The following is an 821-nucleotide window of genomic DNA, read 5'->3' on the forward strand; positions in this document are numbered from 1 at the left end:
TCGTTGTCCACCGGCCTCAGCTCGACCAACAGCTCGGTTACCTCGCTTTCCACGTCGGCTTCGACGGGGCTGTCGTCGGCTAACAGCTCGATCACGTCGCTGTCGACTTCCACGTCGACCGGTCTTTCGTCGGCCACGAGTTCCATCGGTTCGCTGTCCACCGGCCTGAGCTCCGTCACGACGAAGACGAACAATCTCGGTACGAGCACGGCATCAGCACTCGGCGGCGGCTCGACCTACGACCCGGCGACGGGGACGGTTTCCGCGCCGGCATATACGACTTACAACGCGAACGGTACGACCTCGACCGCCAACAGCGTCGGCTCGGCGATCAACAACATCAACAGCCAGGGCATCAAGTACTTCCACGCGAACTCGAGCGGCGCCGACAGCACCGCAACGGGCGCCGACGCCGTCGCCATTGGCTCCGGCGCCGTCGCCAGCACGATCAATTCCGTCGCCGTCGGCCTTGGCGCCGTCGTCAGCACGGACAATTCCGTCGCGCTCGGCGCCGGCTCGAAGACCGTCGCGGCAACGCCCACGAGCAGCGCAACCGTCGACGGCGTGACGTTCAGCGGATTCGCTGGTGCCAACCCGGTCGGCGTCGTCAGCGTGGGCGATGCCGGCAAGGAACGACAAGTCACCAACGTCGCCGCCGGTCAAGTGACCTCCACCAGTACCGACGCGATCAACGGCAGCCAGCTGTATTCGGTCGCCCAGCAAGTCGGTACTGCGACCAGCGCCATTTCGTCGCTGTCGACTTCGACTTCGACTGGCCTGTCTTCGGCTAATAGCTCGATCACGTCGCTCTCGACTTCGAC

General features: G+C 64.7%; 1 pseudogene. It reads left to right on the plus strand.

Going from position 1 to position 821, the window contains the following annotated elements:
* Window positions 1-821 (plus strand): annotated as a pseudogene (locus JMF90_RS38910) (hemagglutinin); the annotation flags it as partial.

The sequence above is a fragment of the Burkholderia sp. E168m23 genome (assembly GCF_016586125.1).
GTDB classification, from domain to species: domain Bacteria; phylum Pseudomonadota; class Gammaproteobacteria; order Burkholderiales; family Burkholderiaceae; genus Burkholderia; species Burkholderia orbicola.